This is a genomic window from Motilibacter aurantiacus (assembly GCF_011250645.1).
Classification (GTDB): Bacteria; Actinomycetota; Actinomycetes; order Motilibacterales; family Motilibacteraceae; genus Motilibacter_A; species Motilibacter_A aurantiacus.
The window spans coordinates 25037-45529 of sequence record NZ_JAANNO010000003.1 but is presented as its reverse complement, the minus strand read 5'-3'; the positions used below and the strand labels follow the sequence as shown (position 1 = coordinate 45529).

The following is a 20493-nucleotide window of genomic DNA, read 5'->3' as shown; positions in this document are numbered from 1 at the left end:
AACGGTAGGCGCTGAGCCGGGCCGCGCGCAGCCGTACGCGCCGAGCGCCCGGCTGCGGTGCGCCGTCAGACCCCCCAGTCCGGCCGCAGCGGCATCGCGGCGTCCCCGTCGTCGTGCGTTCTTGCCCCGAGCACCTGGTGCAGCTCGATCCCGCGTCGCTCGAAGGAGACCCGGCATCCGGCCATGTAGAGCCGCCAGACGCGGGCCCGGCCGACGCCGACCTCGCGTACCGCCGCGTCCCAGTTGGCCTCGAGGTTGCGGCCCCAGTCGCGCAAGGTCATCGCGTAGTGCTCGCGCAGCGACTCCTCGTGACGGACCTCGAGGCCGTTGTCCTGCATCGCGGCGATGATCGTGCCGACGCCCATCAGCTCGCCGTCCGGGAAGACGTAGCGGTTGATGAAGCCCTTCTTCTTCAGCGGCCCCTCGAGCGTGGTGGGGCGGGTGATGCAGTGGTTGAGCAGCCGCCCGCCCGGCTTGAGCTTCGACCGCAGCTGGCTGAAGTAGCTCGCCAGCTCACGCCGTCCGATGTGCTCGGTCAGCCCGATGGAGCTGACCGCGTCGAACGCCTCACCCGGCGCGTCCCGGTAGTCCAGGAAACGCACCTCGGCCCGGTCGGCGAGGCCCGCGTCCGCGATGGCCTTCTGCGCCCACTCGGCCTGCCGGCGCGAGAGGGTGACGCCGAGCGCCTGCACGCCGTAGTGCTGCGCAGCGTGCATGACCATGCCGCCCCACCCGCACCCGACGTCGAGCAGCCGCTGCCCGGGCTGCAGGCCGAGCTTGCGGCAGACCAGGTCGAACTTGTTCTCCTGGGCCTGCTCGAGCGTCGCGTCGAGCGTGGGGTAGACCGCGCACGTGTAGGCCATCGACGGGCCGAGGACGTGCTCGTAGAACGTGTTCGAGATGTCGTAGTGGTGCGAGATCGCCTCGCTGTCGCGGCGCTTGGAGTGGCGGCCGCCGCGCAGCACGACCTCCTCGGCCGGGCGCGGCGGCGGCTTGAGCGCCGAGGGGCCGAGCGAGCGCATCACCTCCAGCCGCTGAGGCCAGGAGACCCGGTCGATCGAGGCCTGCGACAGCGACGCGAGCGCCGTGTAGACGTCGCCCTCCACGTCGAGCTCGCCGGAGACGTACGCCCGCCCCAGCCCCAGCTCCCCCGGCGAGGTCACGACGTACGCGACGGCCCGCGGGGAGCGCAGGTGGATCGTGACCTCCGCGTCCGCTGGCCCGGCCGTGCTCCCGTCGTACGCGCGCCAGGCGACGGGCGCGCTCGGGCCGACGACGGCCTCGAAGGCTTCGGCGATCCTCATGCTGGGCCCCCTTCTCGTCTCAGTGCTGCCGAACGGTCTTGGAGTAGAGGTCGAGCAGCCGCCCCTGCGGGTCGTACTCCTTCTTCAACTGCGCGTAGGCCTCGCCGCCGTAGAGGGACCAGAACTCGTCCTCCTCGTAGAAGGAGGTCGAGTAGAGCGACTTGCGCCCGCCGAGCTCCTGGACCTTCTCCTCGATGCGGCGGTTGTGGTGCCCGTCGGACTGTCCCGGCGCGAGCGGCACCGTGGACCAGAACCCGAAGTTCACATACGTGATCTGTGGATCCATGACGTAGAGGTCCCAGGTCTTCGACGGGTCGCGCTGACGGAGCGGGCAGGCCCAGATGGGCTGGATGCCGGTCTGCGCCGAGAGCCAGGCATGGAACTCCGCAGCCCGGGAGATCGGCACCTCGACGTCCTGGACCACGCGCTCGGCCGGGGGCTTGCCCTTGGCGCGGTCGAGCCGCTCACCCACGTGGTAGCGGGACTCCAGCGCGATGAGCTTCCAGTAGGCGTCGCTGCGCAGGTAGCGCTTGGGCCAGAGCCGGCGGACACGGGGGTTCTGCGCGCCGAAGGCCCGCGAGCACCAGAACCAGTCCGTGTCCCAGCGCCAGTAGTAGTCACGGGCGGTCAGATGGTCCTCGCGCCGGGTCTGCAAGGACCGGTAGTAGATGCCCATGCCCGTGTAGTCGGACACGGACGGCGCGGTGTCTGACCAGGAGCCCAGGGTGAGGTAGAGCTCGCTCCCGCTGAACGCCGTCGCGTCGACGAAGTGGACGGGCTCCCCCTGCCACAGGCCGTCCCGGACGGCCTCGTCCATCGCCGCGAAGAGCTCGCCTGCTCCGGTGAACGGCACGTGGGCCAGCCGGACGTACGGTGCGACGGGCTCGAGCTCGATCGTGAGCCGCAGGGCGTAGCCCAGCGTCCCGTAGGAGTTGGGGAAGCCGGAGAAGAGCCGCGCGTGCTCGTTGTCCGGGGTGACGGTGAGGACTCGGCCGTCGCCGGTGAGCACGTCCATCTCGAGGACGGACTCGTGGGGGAGGCCGTTGCGGAAGGACGTCGACTCGATGCCGAGCCCGGTGACGGCGCCGCCCAGCGTGATGGTCTTCAGCTGCGGCACGACCAGGGGGGCGAGGCCGTGCGCCAGGGTGACGTCGAGCAGGTGCTCGTACGTCGTCATGCCCTGCACGTCCGCCGTCCGGGCGTCCGGGTCGACCGAGACGACCCCGTCGAACCCGCTCACGTCGAGGCCGGGGGTGGGGACCGGGCGGCGCGTACGGAAGAGGTTCGACGTCCGCTTCCTCAGCCGGACGGGCGCCCCGGCTGGTATCGCTGCGTAGTCCTGCAACAACCGCTCGCGACGGCGCTCGTACCCGGCCCGGTCGGCCCCGACAACTGCCACGGGCCGACCCTACGCCCGGTCCTGAGGCAACTACCGTCGCCGGGGATCACCCGCGCGTCGTGCCGCTGCCGGGAAGCGCGAGCATCCGCTCCAGCGCGACCTTGGCCCAGTGCGCGGTGTCCCCGTCGACGACGATCCGGTTGACCACACGCCCCGCGACGAGCGACTCCAGCGCCCAGACCAGGTGGGGCAGGTCGATGCGGTTCATGGTCGAGCAGTAGCAGACGGTCTTGTCGAGGAACACGACCTGCTTGTCCGGGTGGGCCTTGGCCAGCCGGGACACCAGGTTGAGCTCGGTGCCGACGGCCCACGCCGAGCCCGCCGGCGCCTGCTCCAGGGTGCGGATGATGTGCTCGGTCGAGCCGACCGAGTCCGCGGCGGTGACGACGTCGTGGCGGCACTCCGGGTGGACAAGGACGTTGACCCCGGGGATGCGGGCACGCACGTCGTCGACGTTGTCCCTGGAGAACCGGCCGTGCACCGAGCAGTGGCCGCGCCAGAGGATCATCTTCGCCGCGCGCAGCTGCTCGAGGGTGACCCCGCCGCCGGGCTTGTGCGGGTTGTAGACCACGCAGTCCTCGAGCGAGAGGCCGAGCTGGAGGACGGCGGTGTTGCGGCCGAGGTGCTGGTCGGGCAGGAAGAGCACCCGCTCGCCGCGCTCGAAGGCCCAGCGCAGGGACCGGTCGGCGTTGGAGGAGGTGCAGATGGTGCCGCCGTTGCGCCCGGTGAACGCCTTGATCGCGGCGCTGGAGTTCATGTACGCCACGGGCACGGTCGACGCGGCCAGCCCGGCCTCGCGGAGCACCTCCCAGGCGTCCTCGACCTGGCCGAGAGCCGCCATGTCAGCCATCGAGCAGCCCGCGGCGAGGTCAGGGAGCACAACCTGCTGCTCGGCAGAGGTGAGGATGTCCGCGGACTCGGCCATGAAGTGCACGCCGCAGAAGAGGACGAACTCGGCCTCGGGCCGGGCCGCGGCCTGCTGCGCCAGCTTGAAGGAGTCCCCGGTGACGTCCGCGAACTCGATGACCTCGTCGCGCTGGTAGTGGTGGCCGAGCACGAACGCCCGATCCCCCAGCGCGGCGCGGGCCCGGCGGGCACGCTCGGCCAGGCCCGGGTCGCTCGGCGCCGGCAGGTCGCCGGGGCAGTCGACGCCGCGCTCGCTGGACAGGTCCCTGTCGCGACCGAGCAGCAGCAGCGCCAGCGGCGACGGGGTCACGCCCAGCCCGAGCCCGGTGGCCGGCGTCGGCGGGGACGACGGCGCCGGAGTGGCCTCGGGGGCGGGGGCGGCAGCGGACGTTGGGCTCACGGGTCTCCCGGGTCGTTCAGGGGGATCGGCATCTTCCCACGGCCTGTCGCGTCGGAGGGGATGTTGGCCACGCTCCAGCCGCGTCGTGACACGTGCAACACGCGAGGTGGGCGCCCCCTTCCCGAACCCGCGGTTCCGGCAGGACTACCGACGGTGATCCGCCCGGCGAGCGCCGGGAACCATCTCGGCGCATCGCTCGATCGAAGGGGGAGATCGTCCCTCTCATGTGCTTCCATGGACGTGGAAGCAACGGGCAGCCGTCGGTGTTGGACCCCTGAGAGACTCGGGGTCGGCACCCGGCCCCGGGAGGCATCAGGACAGGAGCCCCTGCAGCATGACTGTTTCGGACCAGACCCTCGCCGGCACCGAGGTCGCGGACGGCATCGTCCTCACGGACGTCGCGGCCAGCAAGGTCCGTAGCCTGCTGGAGCAGGAGGGCCGCACGGACCTTCAGCTGCGTGTCGCGGTGCAGCCCGGTGGCTGCTCCGGGCTGCGCTACCAGCTCTTCTTCGACGAGCGCTCGCTCGACGGCGACGTCGTCAGGAAGTTCGACGGGGTCGGTGTCGTGGTCGACCGCATGAGCGCGCCCTACCTCACCGGCGCGGTGATCGACTTCACCGACACGATCGAGAAGCAGGGCTTCACGATCGACAACCCCAACGCGCAGAACTCCTGCGCCTGCGGGGACTCGTTCCACTGAGCGGGCCACAACACCTGCGTTCGCCAGGGGAGCCGAGTGCTCCCCGGCCGAGCGGGGGCGGCAGGCATGCCGCCCCCGCGGCTCACGCGCGGAGCAGCTCGAAGGCACGGGCCGTCGCGTCTCTCGGCGCGGCGGTCCTTGTCGTGCTGGCGCTCGTCGCCGGCGCGGTGGCTGCTGCGGGCGGGTTCCCCGGGGACGGGCAGGAGTCCGACGCCGCCCCCGTCGGCGCACCCGGGACCGGCGCCGCGTCGCCCAGCGCGAGCCGGTCGCCGTCGGCCAGCGCGAGCCGGTCGTCGTCGGCCAGCGCGAGCCGGTCGCCGTCGGCGTCGCCCGCCCCCAGCTCGACGGCCAGCCCCACGGACAGCTCGCCCACGGCGCCGACGGGGACGCCGCGCCCCGCGGCCACGGGGGCTCCCCGGCCCACCGGCACGGCACGCGCTCCCGCCCCGGCCGGGCCAGGGGCGACGGCGGCACCGGCGGCCGACGCCCCGGGCCTCGTCCTCACGGCGACCGGGACGTGCTGGTACCGCATCCGCGGCGACGGCGTCATCGTCGGGGAGGGCACGCTGCGCAAGGGCCAGACCCGGCGCTACGACGGCGCCCGCGAGTACGACATCATCCTGGGCAACGCCGGCGGCGTGCAGTACTCCGTCGCCGGGTCCCCGGCACGCTACCGCGGCGAGTACGGCACCCCGCTCCGCTTCACCGTCGTCGACCGGCGCGTTCCCGCGCCCGCCGACTGACCGACGAGCCCCCCCCGCCCCGGGGCGCCGGGGCGCTACGCGCCGCGCCCCTTCCGGCAACGAGCCGGTGCTAGGGTCCAGCGCCGCCAGCCGCCCACCTCAGACCCCAGGAGCAGCGCCCGTGCGCATCGCCGTCACCGGCTCCATCGCGACAGACCACCTGATGCGGTTCCCCGGCCGGTTCACGGACTCCCTCGTGGCCGAGAAGCTGGACAAGATCTCGCTGTCCTTCCTGGTCGACGACCTGGAGCTGCGCCGTGGCGGCGTCGCCGCCAACATCGCCTTCAGCCTCGGCCAGCTGGGCGTGCGCCCGGTGCTCGTCGGCGCCGTCGGGGCGGACTTCGGTGACTACCAGCAGTGGCTGGAGGCGCACGGCGTCGACTGCGGCTCGGTGGCGTACTCGACGAGCCGCCACACCGCGCGCTTCGTCTGCACGACGGACGCCGACCACAACCAGATCGCCTCGTTCTACCCCGGGGCGATGTCCGAGGCGCGCGACATCGCGCTGCGGCCGGTGCTGGACCGGACCGGGGGGCTCGACCTGGTGCTGATCAGCCCGAACGACCCCGCGGCGATGGTCCGGCACACCCGCGAGTGCCGCGAGCTCGGCGTCCCGTTCGCGGCGGACCCCTCCCAGCAGCTGGCCCGGATGCACCGTGACGAGGTCCGCGACCTGGTCGACGGGGCCGCGTACCTCTTCACCAACGAGTACGAGGCCGCGCTCATCGAGCAGAAGACCGGCTGGTCGGCCGACGACCTGCTCGACCGGGTGCAGACCCGCGTGACCACGCTCGGCTCGCTCGGCGTGCTGGTGGAGCGCAAGGGCGAGCCCTCCGTGCGCGTCGGTGCCGCCACCGTGACCGACGAGGTCGACCCGACCGGGGTCGGCGACGCGTTCCGCGCCGGCTTCCTCGCGGCCACGAGCTGGGGCGCCCCGCTCGAGCGTGCGTGCCAGGTCGGTGCCATCGTCGCCGCGCTCGTCCTGGAGACGGTGGGGCCGCAGGAGTACACCCTCGAGCCCACCGCCTTCCTCGAGCGGCTGGCGGGCACCTACGGCGATGACGCGGCCGCGGACCTGCGCGAGCACGTCGCCGCGCTCGCGGGCTAGCCCACCGGGGCGAGCACGGCGTGCCCGTCGAGCCGCCGCCCACGCGCTGGGCGCTCCCGCGCGCCGGGGCGCCCCTGCTCGGGGAGGTCGCCGGGGTGGGAGCCGACCTCGAGCCCGGGACGCTGCTCGCCGCGTACCGCAGCGGGATCTTCCCGATGCGGCTGGACGGCGTGCACGGCCCGCTGGCCTGGTGGTCGCCGGGTCCGCGCGGCATCCTGCCGCTCGACGGGCTGCAGGTGAGCCGGTCGCTGCGACGCTCGCTCCGTCGCTACACCGTCACCGTGGACACCGCTTTCGCCGACGTCGTGGCCGCCTGCGCGGACCCGCGCCGGGACGGCGCCTGGATCGACGACGAGATCCGGGCCGGCTACCAGCGGCTGCACGAGCTCGGATGGGCGCACTCGGTGGAGGCGTGGGAGGGGGGCGAGCTCGTCGGCGGGCTCTACGGAGTCGCCATCGGCGGGCTGTTCGCCGGGGAGTCGATGTTCCACCGGGCCGTCGACGCCTCGAAGGTGGCGTTGGTCTCGCTGGTGCGCATGCTCGGTGAGGACGGCGTCCCCCGGCTGCTCGACGTGCAGTGGAGCACTCCGCACCTGGCCTCCCTCGGGGTCGTCGAGGTCAGCCGGCGCCGCTACCTGCGGCTGCTGCGCGCCGCGCTCGAGCTGCCGCTCCCGACGGCCTTCGACGACGGGCGGCGCTGAGCGCACCTGACCGCGGAGCCGGCGTCAGTGCAGCCGGCGGACGACGTACGCCGCGCCGCGCTCGCGCGGCCGCTCGCCGGCGTACTCGTGGCCGCGCAGGCGGCACCAGGCCGGCACGTCGACGCGGGCCGCCTCGTCGTCGGCCAGGACGGCGACCAGCCCGCCCACCTCCACGTCGCCGACGTGGCGAGCGAGCTCGATGACCGGCAGCGGGCAGCGGCGCCCGAGCGCGTCCACCTCGAGGCCCAGCGCCTCCTCGCTCACAGCCCCGCCACCCCCGCACGCTCACGCAGGCCCTGCACGACGCCCGGCAGCACGTCCAGCAGCCGCTCGACGTCCGCCGCCCGCACCCCGCGGGGGAGGGAGACCCGGACGTTGCCGTGGGTGAGGACGCCCATCGCGGCGAGCACGTGGCTCGGCCGCAGCGTGCTGGCGGTGCACGCCGAGCCCGAGCCGACCGAGACCCCGAGCCGGTCCAGCTCGGTGACCAGTGCCTCCCCGTCGACGAAGAGGCAGGAGAAGGTCAGCACGTGGGGGAGGCGGTCGTCGGGATCGCCCACGACCTCGACGTCCGGGACCCGCCGCGCCAGCTCTTCGCGCAGCCGGGCCACCAGCGCGCGCTGCCGCGCTGCCTCGGCCGCGGCGCCCGCAACGGCTGCCTCCAGCGCCGTCGCGGCGGCGAGGACGGCGGGCAGGTCGAGCGCGCCGGGCACCCGGCCACCCTCCGCCTCGTCCACCGGCAGCGGGGCACGCCAGCGGACGGCGCGGCGCACGGCGAGGACGCCGACCCCCGGCGGGCCACCCCACTTGTGCGCGCTGGCCGTCAGCAGGTCCCAGGGCGGCACGGGCATGCGCCCGACGGTCTGAGCGGCGTCGACCAGCAGCGGGACCCCGGCCTCGGCGCAGGCCGCGTGCGCCGCCGCCACCGGCTGCACCGTCCCGACCTCCTGGTTGGCCGACTGGAGGGCTGCGAGGGACGTGCCGGGCTCCCGGACCGCGTCCGTGAAGGCGCCCAGCGCCACCCGGCCCTGGCGGTCCACCGCGATCGTCGCGACCTCGCCGCCGCCGCGCTCCGCGTGCGCCCCCGCCGACAGCACGGCCGAGTGCTCCACGGCGCTCGTGACCAGCCGGCCGTACGCCCCGCCCGGGCTGCCGGGGCGCCTGGCCAGCCCGCCGAGGACGCCGAGGTGGACGGCGGCGGTGCCCGACCCGGTGAAGGACACCTCGTCCGGCTGCGCGCCCAGGACGGCCGCCACGGACGCGCGGGCCGCGTCGAGCAGCAGCGCGGCCCGCCGGCCCTCGGCGTACAGGCGGCGGGGGTCGGCCCACCCGTCGTCGAGCGCCGCGAGCAGGGCCTCCCGCGCGACGGGCGCGAGTGGCTCGCCGGCAGCCGCGTCGAGGTACGCCCGCGCTCCCGCCATGGCTCCAGCATGCCAACCCGGCAGCGCGCACGGCCGGTTCGAGCGCGTGCTCCACCGCACAGACCATCGCTCAGCGTGCCCCGCCAAGCACCGCCCGGAGCCCGGTAGTACTGTCTGCAAGCCAGGAAAAACGAGTTCGACCGGCGTCGGGCTTCCCTCACGGCAGGGTTCGGCCAGCGCCGCGGGAGAAGGGTTGCGAGTGCGTCCGTACGGTCCTCGGGCCACATCGCCGGCCAGCCCGCCCAGCGCGGCGCTGAAGCCGCGGCGCAAGTGGCGACGTCCCCTCATGCTCTTCACGCTCGCGCCCCTGGTGCTGAGCGGCTGCTCCTCCGAGCTCAACGACCAGTGGGCCCGGGGTGGCCTGCCCGAAGGCGTCACCGACCACTCCCAGCGCATCGAGACGCTCTGGCAGGGCGCCTGGGCAGCGGCGTTCATCACCGGCGCGATCATGTGGGCGCTGATCCTCGGCGCCTGCGTCGTCTACCGCCGCAAGGCGACGGACACCGGGCTGCCGCCGCAGGTGCGCTACAACCTGCCGGTCGAGGTGCTCTACACGACGCTCCCGATCGTCATGGTCCTCGTCTACTTCTACTTCACCGCGCGCGACCAGAACGAGATCACCGAGGTCAACAACGACGCGGCGGTCAACGTCAGCGTCGTCGGCAAGCGGTGGAGCTGGGACTTCAACTACCTCGACGCCGGCGTCTTCGAGAGCGGGACCCCGGGGGAGCCGCCGACGCTCTACCTGCCGGTGGGGGAGAAGGTCCACTTCGACGTGGTGGCGCGTGACGTCATCCACGCGTTCTGGGTGCCGCAGTTCCTCTACAAGATGGACATGATCCCCGGCCGGGTCAACAGCTTCGAGCTGACGCCCACCAAGACCGGCATCTACGCCGGCAAGTGCGCCGAGCTCTGCGGCACGTACCACGCGCGGATGCTCTTCAACGTCGCCGTGGTCGAGCGCGAGGAGTACGACCGGCACCTCGAGGAGCTGCGCGCGGCGGGCAACGTCGGCGACCTGACCGGCGTGAGCGGGCCCGAGCAGCCGCGGTCCGACGACAGCCTGACGATCGACCCTGAGACCGACGAGACGGAATCGGAATGACAGCGATCCAGAACCCCGAGGTGCTCAACGAGAGCGCCATTCCCCGGGGGAAGTCGAAGGGCCGCATCCTGGTCTCGTGGCTGACGTCCACGGACCACAAGGTCATCGGCTACATGTACCTCATCACGTCGTTCGCGTTCTTCCTGGTCGGCGGCATCCTGGCGCTCGTCATCCGGGCCGAGCTGGCGCGGCCGGGGCTCGACTTCGTCAGTGAGGAGCAGTACAACCAGCTCTTCACGATGCATGGCGTCATCATGCTGCTCTTCTTCGCGACGCCGACGTTCGTGGGTTTCGGCAACATCATCATGCCGCTGCAGATCGGCACGGCTGACGTGGCGTTCCCGCGGCTGAACATGCTGGGCTACTACCTGTTCCTGTTCGGTGGCCTCATCGCCGCAGCGGGGTTCTTCACGCCGGAGGGCGCGGCCGACTTCGGGTGGTACATGTACACACCGCTGTCGACGATCTACTCACCGAGCGTGGGAGCTGACCTCGCCGTCGCCGGCGTCATCCTCTCCGGCTTCTCGACGATCCTTGCGGGCGTCAACTTCATCACCACGATCTTCTGCATGCGCGCCCCGGGCATGACGATGTTCCGCATGCCGATCTTCACCTGGAACATCCTGCTCACGAGCGTGCTCGTGCTGCTCGCCTTCCCGGTGTTCACCGCGGCGCTGTTCGGCCTGTTCACCGACCGCAACTTCGGGACGCACATCTTCGACCCGGCCAACGGCGGGGCGATCCTCTACCAGCACCTGTTCTGGTTCTTCGGCCATCCCGAGGTCTACATCATCGCGCTGCCGTTCTTCGGGATCGTCAGCGAGATCATCCCGGTCTTCAGTCGAAAGCCGATCTTCGGCTACAAGGGCCTGGTCTTCGCCACGATCGCCATCGCGGGGCTGTCGGCGACGGTCTGGGCGCACCACATGTATCCGACCGGAGCGGTCTCACTGCCGTTCTTCTCCCTGATGACGTTCCTCATCGCCGTGCCCACCGGCGTGAAGTTCTTCAACTGGGTCGGCACCATGTGGCGCGGGTCGATCACCTTCGAGACCCCGATGCTCTGGTGCATCGGCTTCCTGGTGACCTTCCTCTTCGGTGGCCTCACGGGCATGATCCTCGCCTCGCCGCCGCTGGACTTCCAGGCGAACGACTCGTACTTCGTCGTGGCGCACTTCCACTACGTGGTGTTCGGCACGGTCGTGTTCGCCACCTTCGCCGGCTTCTACTTCTGGTGGCCGAAGTTCACCGGACGGATGCTGGACGAGCGGCTCGGCAAGCTGCACTTCTGGCTGCTGTTCATCGGCTTTCACCTCACCTTCCTGGTCCAGCACTGGCTGGGGGCCGAGGGCATGCCGCGCCGCTACGCCGACTACCTCGCTGCGGACGGGTTCACCACGCTCAACACGGTGTCCTCCATCGGAGCGTTCCTGCTCGGCGCCTCGATGCTCCCGTTCCTCTACAACGTGTGGAAGACGTCCAAGAGCGGGCGCCGCGTCACGGTCGACGACCCGTGGGGCTACAGCAACAGCCTCGAGTGGGCCACCTCGTGCCCGCCGCCGCGGCACAACTTCCTCGAGCTGCCGCGCATCCGCTCCGAGCGGCCGGCGTTCGACCTGCACCACCCGGAGGTGCCGCGCGTCGACACCCCGACGCCCGGCAAGACGCTGCTCGACCAGATCGCTGGGGAGCCGGACCTGGAGGACCGCCGATGAAGGTCGAGGGCTGGCTGTTCGCGTCCGGCGTCATCTTCTTCGGCGCGATCGCGATCATCTACGGCGTCGTCATCCAGGAGCCCGTCGGGACGACGGCCCTCGCGTTCACCGCCGGGCTGAGCCTGCTGGTCGGCTTCTACACGCTGTTCACCGCTCGGCGCATCGGGCTGCGGCCCGAGGACCGCAAGGACGCCGAGATCGCCGAGAGCGCGGGGGAGATCGGGTTCTTCAGCCCCACCAGCTGGTGGCCGCTCGCGGTCGCCTCCGGCGCTGCCCTCGTGACGCTCGGGCTGGTGTTCGGCTGGTGGCTCGTCGGCCTCGGTGCGGCTGCGCTCATCATGGCCGTGATCGGCATGGTCTTCGAGTACTACCGCGGAGAGCACTCGCACTGACGGCGCGAGGCCGCGCTCGACGCCCCGCCGGAGGTTCATCCGGCGGGGCGTGAGATGGGGCACTCGGCCCGCGGGCGGGTCGTTGCTGGCCCTGGACGCGGCGATCGGGGAGACTTGGGTCGTCCTGCGCTGCGTCGGTGGCCAGGGATGCTCTCGATCGGAGGACCGGTGTCCTGCACGTCCACGGGGGTGCCGCGCGCGCGGCGCGTCCTCCAGCTCGTCGCAACCGTCAGCGCGCTCGCCCTCGTGCCGGCGCTCGCCTCGTGCGACTCGGGCAACTCCGAGGCGATCGCCGCGGTCTCCGGCAGCACGCCCAGCGCGTCGGCGTCGGCCTCGGCCGCGCAGATCGTCGTCAGCCCCACCGGCGGTGCCCGCGGCGTCGGCCTGGACTCCGACGTGGTCCTCACGGTGACCGGGGGTGCCCTGCGCGGGGTCGTGGTCACCGACGCGGACGGCGACCGGGTCCCCGGAGCGCTGGCCGCGGACGGCAAGACCTGGGAGCCGGAGGAGCCGCTCGAGCCGGCGACGCGCTACACCGTCAGGACCACGGCTCGCGACACCGAGGGCCGCGTCGCCGCCAGGACGACGCGGTTCACGACCGTGCGGCCGTCCGAGGTGCTCGACACCGCCATCTCCCCGCTGACCGGCAGCACGGTCGGGGTCGGCATGCCGATCGTCGTGCGGCTCAACGCCGACGTGCCGGACGCGCAGAAGGCCGCGGTGGAGAAGGGCCTCACGGTGACCTCGAGCAAGTCCGCCCCGGGCGCGTGGAGCTGGATGAGCGACCGCGAGGTGCACTACCGCCCGAAGGTCTTCTGGCCGTCGAACACCAAGGTCACCCTTGCGGTGGCCCTCAACGGCATCGCCGCCGAGGACGGGGCCTGGGGGACCAGCGAGTCCGACCGGGAGATCAAGTTCTCGGTCGGGGCGTCGATGATCAGCACCGTCGACGTGAGCAAGCACCGCATGGTCGTGCGCCGCAACGGCAAGGTCTGGGCGACCATCCCCGTGACGACGGGCAAGGGCGGCTTCCTCACCCGCGGCGGGACCAAGGTCATCAGCGAGAAGTACGAGATGAAGGTCATGGACGCCGCGACGACCGGCATCTCGCAGGGCGACCCGGAGTACTACCGACTGGACGTCCCTTTCGCGATGCGGGTGACCAACTCCGGGGAGTTCGTCCACGCCGCGCCGTGGTCGACCGGCTCGCAGGGGTCCGCCAACGTCAGCCACGGCTGCGTGGGAATGAGCATGTCCGACGCCAAGCGGCTGTTCGACAACTCGCTCGTCGGGGACGTCGTGAAGGTCGTGGGCTCCTCGCGCGAGCTCGAGCCGGGCAACGGGTGGACCGACTGGAACGTCTCCTGGAAGGACTGGCTCGAGGGCAGCGCCCTCGCCTGAGCGCGTTCGGCACCGTCGCGAAGGCCCGGCACCGCGGTGTCCGGGCCTTCGGGCTGTTGCCCGGGCGGCAGCCCCGCTCGTTGACGGCTGCACCCCAGGCGGGGACGGTGGGTGGCGTGCGGCGGCGGGGCGCGGGCCCCTGCCGCTGCTGAGCAGCGAGGGGGACGCGTGCGCACTGCGACTCTGCGGCGTGCCGGGCTGGTGGTGCCCGTGGCGGCACTGCTGGCCACCGGGGTCGCCGCGCCGGCTGCCGGCGCGAGCACGGGGAGCGACACCGGCCTCGGGATCGGCCGGGCGGGCGGGACACGTTGGGTCGTCGTGGACCCGCGGAGCGCCGACCGGGCCATGGACGGTGACCAGGTGCCGGTGCACCAGAAGGTCGTGGCCCCGCCGGGCGCCACCCTCGCCCAGCTGCGCGAGCGCTTTCCGGGGCGGGAGGTCTACCCGGACACCACCGAGCACCTGCGTGCCCTCCCCTCGCCGCCCTCCGACCCGCTCTACCCCCAGCAGTGGGCGCTGCAGGCACCGCCTGCGGTGCCGGGCGGCGCCGGCCTGGCCGGTGCCTGGCCACTGGCCACCGGCAGGGGAGTGGTCGTCGCGGTCGTCGACACCGGCCTGCGCGCCGAGAGCGGGGAGTTCACCGGGCGCGTCCTGCCCGGGTGGGACTTCATCTCCTCCCCGGAGTCCGCGGGGGACGGGGACGGCCGTGACCCCGACTACAGCGACACGGGGGACTACGGCGACTTCGAGCCGTCCAGCTGGCACGGGACACACGTGGCCGGCAGCGCCGTGGCGGGGGCCAACAACGGCGGCATGGTGGGCGTGGCACCCGAGGCCTCGCTGCTGCCCGTCCGCGCGCTCGGGCGGGCCGGGGGCCTGCTCAGCGACATCCTCGATGCCGTCGTCTGGGCGTCCGGAGGCCGTGTGGCCGGCGTCCCCGACAACCCCACACCGGCGCGGGTCATCAACCTCTCGCTCGGGAGCCAGGCGAGCTGCGGTGCCTACCAGACGGCGATCGACCTGGCGACGTCGCGCGGGGCCGTGGTCGTCACCGCCGCGGGCAACGACGCGGTCGACGCGGCCGGCGCTCGGCCGGGCAACTGCCGCAACGTCGTCAACGTCGGCGCCGTCGCGGCCCAGGGCGTCCGTGCGTCGTACTCGAACTACGGCCCCGACGTCCTGCTGTCCGCGCCCGGTGGCGACCTGTCCTACCTCGACAGCGGGATCCTCTCCGTCGTGGACTCCGGTGCCAGCAGCCCCACCGGCCTCCCCACGTACGGCGCGAACAACGGCACGAGCATGGCCGCCCCGCACGTCTCCGGGGCGGTCGCGCTCGCGCTCGAGCGCAACCCGGCGCTGACGACGGCCGAGATCGCCGACCTGCTGACGCGCACCGCGAGCCCGGTGACGCCGACGTCGGCCGCGCTCTTCACCTGCGCCCCTCCGACCACCTGCGGGGCGGGGGTGCTGAACGCGAGCGCGTTCGTGCAGGCCGTCCCGGTGCTGCCGGCACCGCCGACCGCGCTGGCCGCCACCGCCACCGCGACGTCCCTGCAAGTGACCTGGACGCCCGGGGCCGACGGCGGCACGCCGCTGCTGGACCACGTGGTCGAGTACTCGGCCGACGGCGTCAGGTGGGCCGCCGTCCCGCACCCGCCGTCGCCCGTCGCGTCGCTGACGCTGCCGGGGCTGTCGCCGGCCATGACGTACCAGGTACGGGTCGCCGCCGTGAACAAGGTCGGCAGGAGCGAGTTCACGGCCCCGATCGCGGCGACCACGCTCGCGACCGTGCCGTCGGCGCCGGCGGCTCTGGCCCGGCGGGCTGTCACGCCGACGTCGGTCACCGTCAGCTGGGCCGCGCCGTACGACGGCGGCTCCGCCGTGATCGACCACATGGCCCAGGTCAGCGCCGGCCGGGGCTGGGCCGCGGTGAGGCACCGCCCGAGCAGTGACACGACCGCGACGGTCAGCGGGCTGCGGCCGCGCACGGCCTACCGGCTGCGGGTGGCGCTCGTGAACGCGGTGGGGGCAGGGGCGTACAGCCCCGTCCTCACCGTGCGCACGCCGTGGGCCACCAGGCTGTCCTCGACCAGGGTCACCCCGCGCGGGCCGGTCCGCAGGGGCACCAGGGTGACGGTGTCCACGAAGCTCGGGTACGTCGACGGACGCTCGCTGCGCCCGGTCCGGCGAGCGGCGCTGACCCTCGTCTTCGACCCTGTCGGCCGGCCCAAGCCGCGGGTCGTGGCCACGCTGCGCACGACGAGGAAGGGCTCGGCGTCCGTCGCCTGGCGGGTCCCGGGCAGCGGCACCCTCCGGCTCGTGTACGCGGGGGCGGGCGCCTACGCCGCGGTCATCAGCGGCCCGTTGGCGGTGCGTGCGCGGCGCTAGGCGCTGGTGGCCCGGGCCCCGCGGCCGAGGGGGTCAGGCAGGGCCAGGCCGCGGGAGGGAGCCTCGCGCGGCGCGAGCAGCGCCGGTGAGGCCTCATGGGGCCGGGCGGCCGGCGGCGTGCGCGGTGGCCGCAGTCTCCGCCCGTCGCGCGCCGTGGCGGCAGGGTGTCGGGGGCACGGTAGACGCGGGCACCACCGCTGCTCGCGCCCCCTCCGTCGCCCACCGCCGGGCACGCCGGGAGTCGACGCGGCACTACGCGCCGGACACGCACGAAGGGCGGGTACGCGGCTGGCGCCGCATACCCGCCCTTCGCAGGAGCCGGGGAAAGGAGCCCGTCAGTGGTGGCCGCTGGACTCCAGCTCGTGGACGTCGGCCGGGGTGGCGGGCTCGACGCGGTCCTCGAAGTACCACCGGGAGACCTTGCTGCGGAGCTTGCCGGCCAGGGCGCCGCGCGGGGCCACGCCGTTGCCGTCGGCGCCGGCGGGGAGCACCGGGCGCTGGACCTCCTGGGAGGTGAGCCGCCAGCGCTCCTCGGGCGTGATCGGCTCGTGCACCTCGACGAACTCGCCGTGCGGCAGTTGCATGAGGATGCCGGTCTCGCGGCCGTGCAGCACCTTCTCCTTGTCACGGTGCTGCAGGCCGAGGCAGGCCCGCTTCGTGACCCAGAAGGCCAGCGGCGGCAGGACGAAGAACGCGATGCGCATGAACCAGGTGATCGAGTTGATCGACAGGCCGAAGATCACGGCGATGATGTCGTTGCCGCCCGCGATCCACAGGATCGTGTAGCTGGTGATGAACATGACGCCGAGGCCCGTGCGCACCGGCTGGTTGCGCGGCCGGTCGAGGATGTGGTGCTCGCGCTTGTCGCCGGTCACCCAGGCTTCGAGGAACGGGTAGAGCGCGAAGACCGTGAACATGATCCCGGGGACGACGAGCGACGGGATCAGGACGTTCAGCGAGAGCGTGTTGCCCCAGAACTCGATCTCCCAGTTGGGCATCAGGCGCAGCGATCCCTCGAGGAAGCCGATGTACCAGTCGGGCTGGGAGCCCGCCGTGACCTCACTCGGGTCGTAGGGGCCGTACTGCCAGATCGGGTTGATCGGCGCGACGGCCGCGAGGCCGGCGATGACACCGAAGACCACGAAGAAGAAGCCGCCCGCCTTGGCCGCGTAGACCGGCAGCAGCGGGTAGCCGACGACGTTCTTCTCGGTCCGGCCGGCACCCGGGTACTGCGTGTGCTTGTGGTAGGTCACCAGGCCGACGTGAGCGGCGATGAGCGCCAGGATCGCGCCGGGCACGAGCAGGATGTGGACGACGTACATCCGGGGGATGAGGTCGACGCCGGGGAACTCCCCGCCGAAGAAGAACATCAGGATGTAGCTGCCGACCACGGGGATCGAGAGGATGACGCCCTCGGCGATGCGCAGGCCGGTGCCGGAGAGCAGGTCGTCCGGGAGCGAGTAGCCCATGAAGCCCTCGAGCAGGCCGAGGACGAGCAGGGCCACGCCGAGCAGCCAGTTGAGCTCACGCGGCTTGCGGAACGCGCCGGTGAAGAAGGTGCGGAAGGCGTGCACCACCATGCCCGCGATGAAGATCAGCGCGGCCCAGTGGTGGATGTGGCGCATGATCAGGCCGCCGCGGACCTCGAAGGAGATCTCCAGGGCGGAGGCGTACGCCCGGGACATCTCCTCGCCGCGCAGCGGGCCGTAGGCCCCGTTGTAGACCGTCTCGGTCATCGAGGGGTCGAAGAAGAGGGTGAGGAAGGTACCGCTCAGCAGCAGGATGATGAAGCTGTAGAGCGTGATCTCGCCCAGCATGAACGACCAGTGGTCCGGGAACACCTTGCGGATGTTCTTGCGGACGACCTTGGCCAGCCCAAGGCGGTCGTCGAGGTAGCGGCCGGCGCCGCCGGCCGCGTTGCCCATCATCGACATGTCTAGCCCCGTTCCCAGAAGCTCGGGCCGACCGGTTCAGCGAAGTCGCCCTTTGCCACCAAGTATCCGTCCGCATCCACGGTGATCGCGAGTTGAGGCAGCGGGCGGGCCGCCGGGCCGAAGATGACCGCGCAGTGGCGCGAGGCGTCGAACGTCGACTGGTGGCACGGGCAGAGCAGGTGGTGGGTCTGCTGCTCGTAGAGGCCGACCGGGCAGCCCACGTGGGTGCAGATCTTGGAGTACGCGTAGATGCCCTGGTAGTCCCAGCCCTCGCGCTCCGGGTTCGGCTCGACGTCCTCGGGGGCAAGCCGCATGACGATGACGGCGGCCTTGGCCTTGTCGTTGAGCGTCAGCCCGTCGTGCTCGGTGTCGGCGACCTCCTCGACGTCCTCGCTCGACTCCGAGCGCTCGGGGGTCTCGGGCAGGACGTGCACGACACCGCCGACGGGGATGTCCTCGGGGCGGATCGGCTCACCGGTGGGGTCGAGCACGAGCCGGGCGCCCTCGTGCCACGCGGTGTGGCTCAGCTGCACCCACGGGTCGGTGCTGCGGTTGCGCAGCCAGAGGTCCTTGAGCGGCACGACGGCGAGCAGGCTCGAGCCGCCCATGGCGGCGAGCATGCTGCCCCAGAGCATCTTGCGCCGGCCGAAGCCGGTCTCCTCGCCCGCGTCCTTGAAGATCCGCGCGGTCTCCTCGCGGTCCTCGTCGGTCGAGCGGACCGGCTTGCGCTTCTCCACCGACTCCTCGTCGGGCATGAGCGCCTTGGCCCACTGGATCATGCCGGCGCCGATGGGGAACAGCGCCAGGAACATGCCGAGGCCGAGCGTCATCGTCGACCAGCGGTAGTTGTCACCGCTGGGCAGGCCGAAGGCGAAGTAGCCGACGATGAAGACCGCGGTGCCGACCAGCGAGGTCGCGAAGAGCAGGCTGATCTGCCGCTCGGCGCGCCGAGCGGCCTTCGGGTCGGTGTCGGTGGACCGGTGGACGTGCGCGGGCAGGCCCGGGTCCTGGAACCGGTTCGCCGAGGCGTGCGGGCCGGGTGCGACCGGCAGCGAGCCGCCCTCACCCGGCGCGACCGGGGAGGTGCCGCCGCCGGGGGCCGTGTTGGACTGGGGAGCGGCGTGCCGCCCGCGGACGGACCCGCCGCTCTCGTGCTCCGGCGAGCCGGGGACGTCGTCGTGCGTGCTCATGCGTGTTGCGTCTCCTGCGTCCGGGGCTTGCGCGCCGAATCCCGAGCGGTGCGTGCGGTGGGGGCCATGGCGGTGCTACTTCGCCTTCTGCGTCAGCCACACGGCACAGGCGAGGAGCAGGCCGAGGCCGACGACCCAGCCGAAGAGGCCCTCGGCGGAGGGGCCGAGCGCGCCGAGGCCGGTGAGGCCGGGGCTGGGGTGGTCCGAGCTGGCCTTGATGTACGCGATGATGTCGCGCTTCATGTCCGGAGTGAGCTGGGTGTCCGAGAACACGGGCATGTTCTGCGGGCCGGTGAGCATGGCCTCCCAGATGTGGCGCGGGGAGGTCTGGTTCACCGACGGCGCGTACTTGCCCTCGGTCAGCGCGCCGCCGGAGCCGGCGTAGTTGTGGCACATGGTGCAGTTGGTGCGGAAGATGTCGCCACCCCGCGTGACGTCGGCCTCGGAGTAGTCGAGCTCCTCGTCCGAGGGGATCGCCGGACCGGGGCCGAGCGTCGCGACGTACGCCGCCATGTCGGCGATCTCGTCGTCGCTGAAGCGGACGTAGTCGCGCGGCGCCTGGGCGCCCGGCTGGGCCATCGGCATGCGGCCGGTGCCCACCTGGAACTCGACCGAGGCCGCGCCGACGCCGACGAGGGTCGGCCCAGCCGTCGTGCCCTGGCCCTGGAGGCCGTGGCAGGACGAGCAGTTGGCCAGGAAGAGCTCGCGGCCCGCCTGGACGTTGCCCGGGTTGTCCACGTCGGCGTTGGCCGGCGCGAACAGCGAGTAGACCGCGCCGAAGAGGCCGAGCGCGAGCAGCAGGAGGAGCGACGCCCCCAGCGGCCGCCGACGCAGCGGACGGCGGGCCGGCGTGGCAGCAGCCGTGGCCGGCTCGCCGTCCCCGGCGGCGGGACCGCCCGCGGGACGGTCGGAGGAGTCCTCGGGGCGCAGGTTGGAGTCGCTCACGTCGCCTCTCACTTGAGCAGGTAGATCGTCGCGAACAGGCCGATCCAGACGACGTCCACGAAGTGCCAGTAGTAGGACACGACGATGGCGCTGGTGGCCTGCTCGTGGGTGAAGCGCCTCGCGACGTAGGTGCGCCCGAGGACGAGCAGGAAGGCGAAGAGGCCACCGGTCACGTGCAGGCCGTGGAAGCCGGTGGACAGGTAGAAGATCGAGCCGTAGGGGTCCGAGGCGAGCGTGAGCCCCTCGCGGAACAGCTCCGCGTACTCGTAGGCCTGCCCGCCGATGAAGAACGCCCCCATGACGAACGTGAGCACGAACCACTGCCGGAGCCGCTTCACGTCGCCGCGCTCGGCCGCGAACACGCCCATCTGGCACGTCACCGAGGACAGGACCAGGACGGTGGTGTTCGTCGTCGAGAACGGGACGTTGAGCAGCTCGTTGCGGCTGTCCCAGAACTCCTGCCCGGTCACCGAGCGGAGCGTGAAGTAGATGGCGAAGAGCGCCGAGAAGAACATCAGCTCCGACGAGAGCCAGACGATGGTCCCCACTGAGACCATGTTCGGCCGGTTCGCCGGAGCATGGGCGACCGTTGTCTCCACCGCTGCTGCCGTAGCCACGCGGACATCGTGCCACTTGGCCGTCCGCGTGGCGCGGCGGGGCACCGTGGCGCGCCGCACACTCGCCGTCGCAGACGGTGCCGAGGGCGGGGCGAGGCGTCCTGCCTCCCCGCCCGGGGCGCAC

The 20493-nt window shown here is 72.4% G+C and carries 18 protein-coding genes; 9 read left to right on the top strand and 9 right to left on the bottom strand.

Translation table 11 applies throughout. From position 1 onward, the window contains the following. Positions 1-65: 65 nt before the first annotated feature. Genes G9H72_RS06490 through nadA form a run of 3 tightly spaced genes read right to left on the bottom strand, consistent with a single transcriptional unit; the run spans position 66 to position 3919 of the window. Positions 66-1304: a class I SAM-dependent methyltransferase gene (locus G9H72_RS06490; protein WP_166169142.1), complete on the bottom strand. Its 1239-nt coding sequence runs from the start codon at positions 1302-1304 to the stop codon at positions 66-68. Positions 1305-1323: 19 nt separating this feature from the next. Beyond that, positions 1324-2703, bottom strand: coding sequence for an FAD-binding oxidoreductase (locus G9H72_RS06485; RefSeq protein WP_166169140.1), 1380 nt, complete (start codon positions 2701-2703; stop codon positions 1324-1326). Positions 2704-2749: 46 nt separating this feature from the next. Then, complete coding sequence (gene nadA / locus G9H72_RS06480) at positions 2750-3919, bottom strand: quinolinate synthase NadA (RefSeq protein ID WP_166169876.1); 1170 nt, start codon at positions 3917-3919, stop codon at positions 2750-2752. A 424-nt stretch (positions 3920-4343) separates the two neighbouring features. Between nadA and erpA the strand changes: the two genes are divergently transcribed. The 4 genes from erpA to aat all read left to right on the top strand — a co-directional run bounded on the left by erpA (position 4344) and on the right by aat (position 7261). Continuing rightward, positions 4344-4709 carry an iron-sulfur cluster insertion protein ErpA gene (erpA, locus tag G9H72_RS06475; protein ID WP_166169138.1) on the top strand — a complete coding sequence of 122 codons (366 nt, stop codon included), beginning with the start codon at positions 4344-4346 and terminating at the stop codon, positions 4707-4709. A 143-nt stretch (positions 4710-4852) separates the two neighbouring features. Continuing rightward, positions 4853-5452, top strand: coding sequence for a DUF4115 domain-containing protein (locus G9H72_RS06470; protein WP_166169136.1), 600 nt, complete (start codon positions 4853-4855; stop codon positions 5450-5452). 121 nt (positions 5453-5573) lie between these two features. After that, on the top strand, positions 5574-6560 hold the full coding sequence (locus tag G9H72_RS06465) for a carbohydrate kinase family protein (RefSeq protein WP_166169134.1): 987 nt from the start codon (positions 5574-5576) through the stop codon (positions 6558-6560). A 20-nt stretch (positions 6561-6580) separates the two neighbouring features. Next, on the top strand, positions 6581-7261 hold the full coding sequence (aat, locus tag G9H72_RS06460) for a leucyl/phenylalanyl-tRNA--protein transferase (protein ID WP_166169132.1): 681 nt from the start codon (positions 6581-6583) through the stop codon (positions 7259-7261). 24 nt (positions 7262-7285) lie between these two features. On the opposite strand, the gene G9H72_RS06455 is transcribed toward aat, so the two are convergent. After that, entirely contained in the window at positions 7286-7525 is a 240-nt protein-coding gene (locus tag G9H72_RS06455) for a sulfurtransferase TusA family protein (protein WP_166169130.1), read from the bottom strand. Further along, positions 7522-8682: a cysteine desulfurase family protein gene (locus tag G9H72_RS06450; protein ID WP_166169128.1), complete on the bottom strand. Its 1161-nt coding sequence runs from the start codon at positions 8680-8682 to the stop codon at positions 7522-7524. Before G9H72_RS06450 ends, G9H72_RS06455 begins: the two co-directional genes overlap by 4 nt. Before the next feature lie 286 nt (positions 8683-8968). On the opposite strand from G9H72_RS06450, the gene ctaC reads away from it, so the two are divergent. The 5 genes from ctaC to G9H72_RS06425 all read left to right on the top strand — a co-directional run bounded on the left by ctaC (position 8969) and on the right by G9H72_RS06425 (position 15683). Further along, a complete protein-coding gene (ctaC, locus tag G9H72_RS06445; RefSeq protein WP_166169126.1) occupies positions 8969-9787 on the top strand; it encodes an aa3-type cytochrome oxidase subunit II in 819 nt (272 codons plus the stop codon). Further along, positions 9784-11502, top strand: a complete 1719-nt coding sequence (gene ctaD, locus G9H72_RS06440; protein WP_166169124.1) for an aa3-type cytochrome oxidase subunit I — start codon at positions 9784-9786, stop codon at positions 11500-11502. The genes ctaC and ctaD overlap by 4 nt, the downstream gene beginning before the upstream one ends. Continuing rightward, complete coding sequence (locus G9H72_RS06435) at positions 11499-11894, top strand: cytochrome c oxidase subunit 4 (protein ID WP_166169122.1); 396 nt, start codon at positions 11499-11501, stop codon at positions 11892-11894. Before ctaD ends, G9H72_RS06435 begins: the two co-directional genes overlap by 4 nt. A gap of 168 nt (positions 11895-12062) precedes the next feature. Further along, a complete protein-coding gene (locus G9H72_RS06430; RefSeq protein WP_166169120.1) occupies positions 12063-13295 on the top strand; it encodes a L,D-transpeptidase in 1233 nt (410 codons plus the stop codon). A gap of 168 nt (positions 13296-13463) precedes the next feature. Beyond that, a complete protein-coding gene (locus G9H72_RS06425; protein WP_166169118.1) occupies positions 13464-15683 on the top strand; it encodes a S8 family serine peptidase in 2220 nt (739 codons plus the stop codon). 335 nt (positions 15684-16018) lie between these two features. Here G9H72_RS06425 and qcrB read toward each other — a convergent pair whose 3' ends face one another. The 4 genes from qcrB to ctaE all read right to left on the bottom strand — a co-directional run bounded on the left by qcrB (position 16019) and on the right by ctaE (position 20369). Next, entirely contained in the window at positions 16019-17617 is a 1599-nt protein-coding gene (gene qcrB, locus G9H72_RS06420; protein WP_166169116.1) for a cytochrome bc1 complex cytochrome b subunit, read from the bottom strand. Between the two features lie 2 nt (positions 17618-17619). Beyond that, complete coding sequence (gene qcrA / locus G9H72_RS06415; RefSeq protein ID WP_166169114.1) at positions 17620-18807, bottom strand: cytochrome bc1 complex Rieske iron-sulfur subunit; 1188 nt, start codon at positions 18805-18807, stop codon at positions 17620-17622. A 75-nt stretch (positions 18808-18882) separates the two neighbouring features. Beyond that, on the bottom strand, positions 18883-19752 hold the full coding sequence (qcrC, locus tag G9H72_RS06410) for a cytochrome bc1 complex diheme cytochrome c subunit (RefSeq protein WP_331272045.1): 870 nt from the start codon (positions 19750-19752) through the stop codon (positions 18883-18885). 8 nt (positions 19753-19760) lie between these two features. Continuing rightward, entirely contained in the window at positions 19761-20369 is a 609-nt protein-coding gene (ctaE, locus tag G9H72_RS06405; protein ID WP_331272044.1) for an aa3-type cytochrome oxidase subunit III, read from the bottom strand. Between the last annotated feature and the right edge of the window lie 124 nt (positions 20370-20493).